Below are 210 nucleotides of genomic sequence, written 5' to 3'. Positions count from 1 at the left end.
AGCGGCGAGGGGGAGCCGGAGCGCTCCAGGACCAGGGCGGCGAGCGCGGCGACGGTGGTCTCCTCGTCGCTGCCGATGTCGAAGGTCCCGCCGTGCGCGCCGGGGTGGGCGAGCAGGAGCAGGAGGGCGTCGACGACGTCCGCGACGTGCGTGAAGCTGCTGCTGCGGCGGCCGTCGCCGGGAACGGTGAGCGGCTCTTCGGCGACGGCC

Annotated in this window: 1 protein-coding gene; it reads right to left on the bottom strand. The window is 76.2% G+C overall.

Translation table 11 applies throughout. The features are described 5' to 3' along the window. Positions 1-210: NAD-dependent epimerase/dehydratase family protein (locus tag G3I40_RS45395; RefSeq protein WP_164560616.1), on the bottom strand; the 210-nt coding region annotated here is incomplete at both ends.

The sequence above is a fragment of the Streptomyces sp. SID14478 genome, assembly GCF_010548525.1.
GTDB lineage: Bacteria > Actinomycetota > Actinomycetes > Streptomycetales > Streptomycetaceae > Streptomyces.
This window is presented reverse-complemented; position numbering and strand designations above follow the sequence as displayed.